This is a genomic window from Enterococcus sp. BSD2780061688st2 D3 (assembly GCF_005844145.1).
GTDB lineage: Bacteria > Bacillota > Bacilli > Lactobacillales > Enterococcaceae > Enterococcus_B > Enterococcus_B durans.
This window is the reverse complement of record NZ_SPHN01000040.1, coordinates 1-5,811: the sequence shown is the minus strand read 5'-3', so window position 1 is coordinate 5,811 and position 5,811 is coordinate 1. Positions and strand designations below refer to the sequence as shown.

5 protein-coding genes and 1 pseudogene are annotated in these 5,811 nt (G+C 36.4%); 5 read left to right on the top strand and 1 reads right to left on the bottom strand.

Annotated elements, in window-relative coordinates; translation table 11 throughout:
* Nucleotides 1-167: 167 nt before the first annotated feature.
* From FGQ66_RS14675 to FGQ66_RS14655, 5 genes are all read left to right on the top strand, one after another.
* On the top strand, nucleotides 168-956 hold the full coding sequence (locus tag FGQ66_RS14675) for a hypothetical protein (protein ID WP_104870091.1): 789 nt from the start codon (nucleotides 168-170) through the stop codon (nucleotides 954-956).
* A 284-nt stretch (nucleotides 957-1,240) separates the two neighbouring features.
* Nucleotides 1,241-2,098: a helix-turn-helix domain-containing protein gene (locus FGQ66_RS14670; RefSeq protein ID WP_002339139.1), complete on the top strand. Its 858-nt coding sequence runs from the start codon at nucleotides 1,241-1,243 to the stop codon at nucleotides 2,096-2,098.
* Nucleotides 2,099-2,522: 424 nt separating this feature from the next.
* Complete coding sequence (locus tag FGQ66_RS14665; RefSeq protein WP_002339140.1) at nucleotides 2,523-3,455, top strand: FAD:protein FMN transferase; 933 nt, start codon at nucleotides 2,523-2,525, stop codon at nucleotides 3,453-3,455.
* A gap of 48 nt (nucleotides 3,456-3,503) precedes the next feature.
* A complete protein-coding gene (locus FGQ66_RS14660) occupies nucleotides 3,504-4,109 on the top strand; it encodes an NADPH-dependent FMN reductase (protein WP_016922376.1) in 606 nt (201 codons plus the stop codon).
* Nucleotides 4,110-4,128: 19 nt separating this feature from the next.
* Nucleotides 4,129-5,349, top strand: coding sequence for an NAD(P)H-dependent oxidoreductase (locus FGQ66_RS14655; RefSeq protein ID WP_104870090.1), 1,221 nt, complete (start codon nucleotides 4,129-4,131; stop codon nucleotides 5,347-5,349).
* A 57-nt stretch (nucleotides 5,350-5,406) separates the two neighbouring features.
* Here the strand turns inward: FGQ66_RS14655 and FGQ66_RS14650 are convergent.
* Nucleotides 5,407-5,736, bottom strand: a pseudogene (locus FGQ66_RS14650) (IS6-like element IS1216 family transposase); the annotation flags it as partial.
* Nucleotides 5,737-5,811: the final 75 nt, after the last annotated feature.

Below are 5,811 nucleotides of genomic sequence, written 5' to 3'. Positions count from 1 at the left end.
ACTGAAATCAAGGTATTATTGGGAATCCCAGCTTAAATCATAGATACCGTAAGGGATTTTATTCTTTATTTAAAACTTTGCAACAGAACCCTCTGAGCATTGGTGCTGGGGAAGTTGTGGAAGGTTCCATTAAAATAAAAAATACTATTTACTCACATCGTATTCGAATGGTAGTAAATGTATTGGATGACTCTGAAAAATCAATTGCCCAAATTCAAAATGGCTTTATCGAAAATAAACCGGACATTATTCCTGAAGATTGGCAAGAACGAATGGTTGAGAAGCCAGTGAATTTAGAAATTTTTGGTAAAAGTGTGTCAGTTGTCAAGGATGATTCTTATCTAACTTTTTACGCAGATAGTTTGAAGGAATACGAACGGATTGGCCAAAAATTGTACATCACATTAATGGCAACAACTGGTGAACTTGGAAAGCCAAACCTTGCATGGCGTCCAGGGCGTGCTTCCGGAGATACGACTAATGAAGGACATATCATGATGCAAACACCATTAGCACAGGAAATAGGTGAATATCATTTTACTTTTGGATTTACGGTAAGAAATGGTGTGTTTGATGAATGGAAAGTCGCGAAACTATCTGAATCACGATTAGACCAATCAATTTCCTATCAAAAACAAAGCTTAAACGTTTTTATTCAGCGGATAGATAATAAGATTTGGCCGTTGCAAAATGAATTAACTATTCCAACAGAATTTTCATTGGTTGAGTTTCCCGAAGAGCTACTCGTGTCAGCAATTTACCCCTCCTATTTTAATGAAGGCTATTATGTGGTTCGTTTTGCCAATCCAACAGCGAAGGAAGTGATTTTGCCAAAAGAAATTCTGGAAATGGGTGACGTGGTGAATGCTATTGAAAGAAAACAAGCGTCAACAACGATCCAACCTTATGACTATTTATCTCTTTTAATAACTATAGAAAAAACAACTAAAAAATAAGTAAACATCATTTAAAAATGAATGGCAACAAAGGACTCTGTGGGGATGACTGCAGAGTCTTTTTTTGTTTGTCTTTGTTCTTTTTCTCAGTCAGTTTTCTAGAAGACTGACTGAGAAAAAGATTGATATTCTTGAATTTTTCAGTATGGCTGAAAAATTATGCTGTTGAATAAACAAAATCAAAAAACTATTGATATCTTAACCAATTAAAGCATTCCCAAAGAAAACATGCTAAAATCGAGACAGAAATGATTTTCGTGTGAGGTCTGATTGGAGAGAAAATAATGAACATTGAAAAATTTATTACGGCAAGAAAGGCTGCCAACTTATCTCAAAAAGAAGTGTCTGAAGGAATTTGTACACAAGCAACATTAAGTAAATTTGAGAACAATGGTCAAGTCCCTTCGTTAAAAATTTTAATCAAATTATGTAATCGAATCAATCTTCCGTTAGTTGAACTTTTTTCTTCGATGAACGTGATCAATACACAACTTGATGAACAGCTAGAAAAAGCAGAGTTTTCACTGATTACGAGTGAATATGAACAATTGACACAGATTTTAGCAGCCATTGATCCCAAGGTAATTGACGAGTCTGAGCTGATTGCACGTTACTACTATCTAAAAGGATTTGAAATGATTTTTACGAATGCACCAATTACGGATGTGTTGTTCCATTTTGATCAGTTGTTGATGGCAGAAACAGCCAACACGTTGTTTCGTTTATTGGCATATACAGGTATTGGAATGGTCTATGCTAGAGAAAAAGAGTTGGAAAAAGCAGAAGTTTATTTCAATCGAGTGTTTGAAAAAATTTATACGTATCCGATTCGTACAACAGAAGATATCTGGCGGGTGTTAAATATCGTCTTTCATTGTGGTGTTTTTTTTGCGCAAGACGGTGATTTGGAAACAAGTGATGCACTACTAAATTACGCAATCGATATTTGTTCGGATAACCATTTGACTTATTACTTAGCACGAGCTGCTGCCCAATTAGCGAAGAACGCACAGGCTAAAAATAAGTCGAAGGCAGAAGTGCTCGAATTGATTCAAGATGCACTAGCTTTTGCTAAAATTAATAAAAACAAAAAATTAATTGATGAATTAAATCATATGAAAAAAAATGATACTATTGATTAACGAAGGAAAAAATACTTATTTTTGTTATGCTAACTTTGAAAAAATTCACCAAAGATGATTAGGGATAGACGGGTATGGCAGCAAGATAGAGTAATAAAATAAAGTCGTAATTCTCGTAAAATACGTTACAAAGCATGCTTGATCTCCGTTTGTCGTTGCAGTATTTATTTTAAGTAGGTTAACCATCAAATAGAAAACGATAGTTAGAGGGAAATAAGCAACACACAAAAATGTGTTGTTTGTTTCCCTTATTTGTTTTTTTACAATATAAAATTTTATATTAAAATTACCTTATTATATAAAAAAATATATAAAATCGGTTGACAAATAAATCTAGCAAGCGTATCATCTGGTTGTGAAAACAGTAACAAAAATAAAAACTAATTACTCATGTAATCCGTAGTTCAAGTAAAGAAGGTACAAAATGAATCAGGTGATCGAAGAAACGAAAATCTGGCAAATGATGGGGACAACAATTACATTACAAGTTGGGCATGAAGAGCCTAGTCGATTACTAGCAGAGTTAGGCGAATGGTTGCACGTTTATGAACATCGCTTCAGCGCACATGATGCAACTTCTGAATTAATGGCCATCAATCAAGCTGCTGGACGACAAGCTGTGATTGTACATCCTGAACTTTTTGAGCTCATCAAATTAGGAAAAGCACATAGTTGTGCAAGAAATAGTTATCTGAATATTGCTATTGGTCCGGTTGTACAAAAATGGCACATTGGATTTGAAGATGCATTGGTTCCAACAAAAGCAGAGATAACTGAGTTACTTCTGCTAACGGATCCACACCAAATTCAATTAGATGAAAAAATGAAAACCGTTTTTTTAACCAAACCAGGAATGATGATTGACTTGGGGGCGTTAGCAAAAGGTTACATTGCAGATAAATTAATTACACATTGCCGAGAGCGAAATGCAGCGTTTGCTTTAGTTAACTTAGGAGGAAATATCGTTGTTTTTGGTGAATCACCAAGACGTTCGGATGGTGCTTGGCGTATTGGTTTGCGAAATCCTAAAGGTTCACGTGAAGAGTCGCTTGCGGTGGTTAAACTAAGCAACCAATCTTTAGTTACCTCTGGAATCTACGAACGTTATCTACAAAATGGTTCGTCAGTGTATCATCACATCATTGATCCGAAAACTGGCTTCCCAGTTAAAAATGACGTAGCAAGCCTGACGATTTTGTCTGATTCTTCTGTAGATGGAGAAATCTGGACTACACGTTTATTTGGAGCATCTTCTTTAGAAGTGTTGAAAGCGCTTGAAGAACAGCCGGGTATCGAGGGAGCAGTTGTAACAAAAGAGAATCAATTCTTGTATACAAAAGGATTTGAAAAAATTTAGTACGTGCGAACAGTCAGAAATCGATGTTAGAAAGGAAAGAGAATGAAGATGAAATTTATTGGATTAGTAGGAACAAATTCAACGCGGTCAACAAACCGTGAATTATTACAGTTTATGAAAAATTATTTTGTAAATGAGGCAGAAATCGAAATTGTCGAAATCAAGGAGCTGCCACTATTTAACAAACCTGAAAACACAGAACTACCAAATGTTGTTAAAGAAATTGCTGGAAAAATTGAACAAGCAGATGGCGTAATCATCAGCACACCAGAGTATGACCATGCGGTTCCTGCTTCATTGATTAACGCATTAAATTGGCTTTCATATGGTATTTTTCCGTTTGTGGATAAACCAGTGATGATTACCGGAGCGTCTTATGGCACGTTAGGTTCTTCACGCGCACAAGCACATTTGCGCCAAATATTGGATTCACCAGAGTTAAAGGCACGAATTATGCCAAGCTCAGAATTTTTATTGGGTCATTCACTCCAAGCCTTTGATGAGCAAGGACGACTCATTGATGAAGAACAAGTCGCAAAATTACGTGAACTATTCAAAGATTTCTTACTCTTTGTCACAATCACTAGTCAATTGCAACATGCGCACCAAGCAAATAAACGTGAAGCCGAAAGCTTTTCATGGGAAACGATTTAATCGAGGGGAGCAAACAAAGATGAAATTAATAGGTATCGTCGGATCAGCAGCTGAACTTTCATATAACCGTAAATTATTAACATTTATCCAAAAACAATATCATGAACTATTTAATTTAGAAATCATTGAAATCAAAGATTTACCTCTGTTCAATCAAGATGATGATCAAACAAATAGTCCTGCTATTCAACAGCTAAATCGCAAAATCTTAATGGCTGATGGGGTAATTATTGCTACGCCAGAACACAATCATACGGTTACAGCAGGATTGAAAAGTGCACTTGAATGGCTATCATTTAAAATCCATCCACTTGAAAATAAACCTGTAATGGTTGTGGGTGCTTCTTACTACGATCAAGGAACTTCACGCGCGCAATTACACTTGCGCCAAATTTTGGACGCACCAGGCGTGAATGCATTAGTGATGCCCGGAAATGAATTTTTATTGGGAAAAGCAAAAGAAGCATTTGACCAAGAAGATCGCTTGATTGATCCACGAACTGTTGACTTTTTAGGCAGTACATTAGCAAGTTTTGTAAAATTCATTAAAGTCGTGTCTACCTTAGCAGGGCCTAAAAAGCTTCCACCAGAAGATTTGCATGCGACAGGAACAATTGCTACGACAATACCCGATGTTGATATGTCAGATGATCATTGGTTGGAAAAAGCTTCTGAAGCAGTCGGTGCCGTTTCTGGAAATACTTACGTCAAATTAAATCGTGGGTTATTGACAGTGGATCAAATCAATTACTTTTTAGATTCGATGCCGATGGAATTAACTTTTGCAGATAATAATAACCAATTTTTATATTATAATTTGCGCCAAGAAGCGAAAGAGATGTTAGCTGCTCGTGTGCCCGGTCAGGTAGGGAATCCATTAGCCAACTGTCACCCAGAAAAATCGTATAAAAATGTAGAGTGGGTAATTCAACAACTGCGAAGCGGAGCAACAGATGCGGTACGTGTTCATGTACCAAAACAAGTGCCAGAAAAATATATTGTGCATAATTACCAAGCAATGCATGATGAAAATGGAGAGTATGCTGGAATCAATGAATACATTCTTGATTTCAAACCAATCATTGAGTGGTATTTACAACAAACGGGTCAACAACTTGTTGGAAATGAAGATGCGGTTTCAAGTGCATCTGTTCATGGTGGAAAAACAGATGCAGTAACCAGCGCCAGCACACACGATGAAACTGCAGTAGATGCAGTTTCGAGTGCTTCTGTAAAATAAAAAGGTTCTGTTGCAAAGTTTTAAATAAAGAATAAAATCCCTTACGGTATCTATGATTTAAGCTTGGATTCCCAATAATACCTTGATTTCAGTACAGACCGAAAACCCGAAGAGAGTGCCTTCTTTTCGGGTTTTCTTATATAATCCTCGGATGGCTTCCATGCCTTTAATCGTGGTAGAGGCAGTGCGTAAACTTCGATAGAATTTATTGCGTCTCTTTACTGGACGATGGTCTTGTTCAATCAAATTATTCAGGTATTTAATGGTACGATGTTCTATCCCTTGATAAAAGCCGTATTCTTTTAGTTTCTTAAAGGCACTTGTAATAGAGGGGGCTTTATCTGTGACTACAACCTTCGGTTCATCAAACTGCTTCACTAACCGCTTGGATAGGCTACAATTAACTAGACAGAAAAATTAAGGTGTGTAGACTAGAAGAAAACATACCAGGAGGAATTTTTA

What these genes read in the sequence shown, in the direction of transcription:
- FGQ66_RS14675 (WP_104870091.1), top strand. Translation starts at nt 168, where the DNA reads ATGGTAGTAAATGTATTGGATGACTCTGAAAAATCAATTGCCCAAATT.
- FGQ66_RS14660 (WP_016922376.1), top strand. Translation starts at nt 3,504, where the DNA reads ATGAAATTTATTGGATTAGTAGGAACAAATTCAACGCGGTCAACAAAC.
- FGQ66_RS14670 (WP_002339139.1), top strand. Translation starts at nt 1,241, where the DNA reads ATGAACATTGAAAAATTTATTACGGCAAGAAAGGCTGCCAACTTATCT.
- FGQ66_RS14655 (WP_104870090.1), top strand. Translation starts at nt 4,129, where the DNA reads ATGAAATTAATAGGTATCGTCGGATCAGCAGCTGAACTTTCATATAAC.
- FGQ66_RS14665 (WP_002339140.1), top strand. Translation starts at nt 2,523, where the DNA reads ATGAATCAGGTGATCGAAGAAACGAAAATCTGGCAAATGATGGGGACA.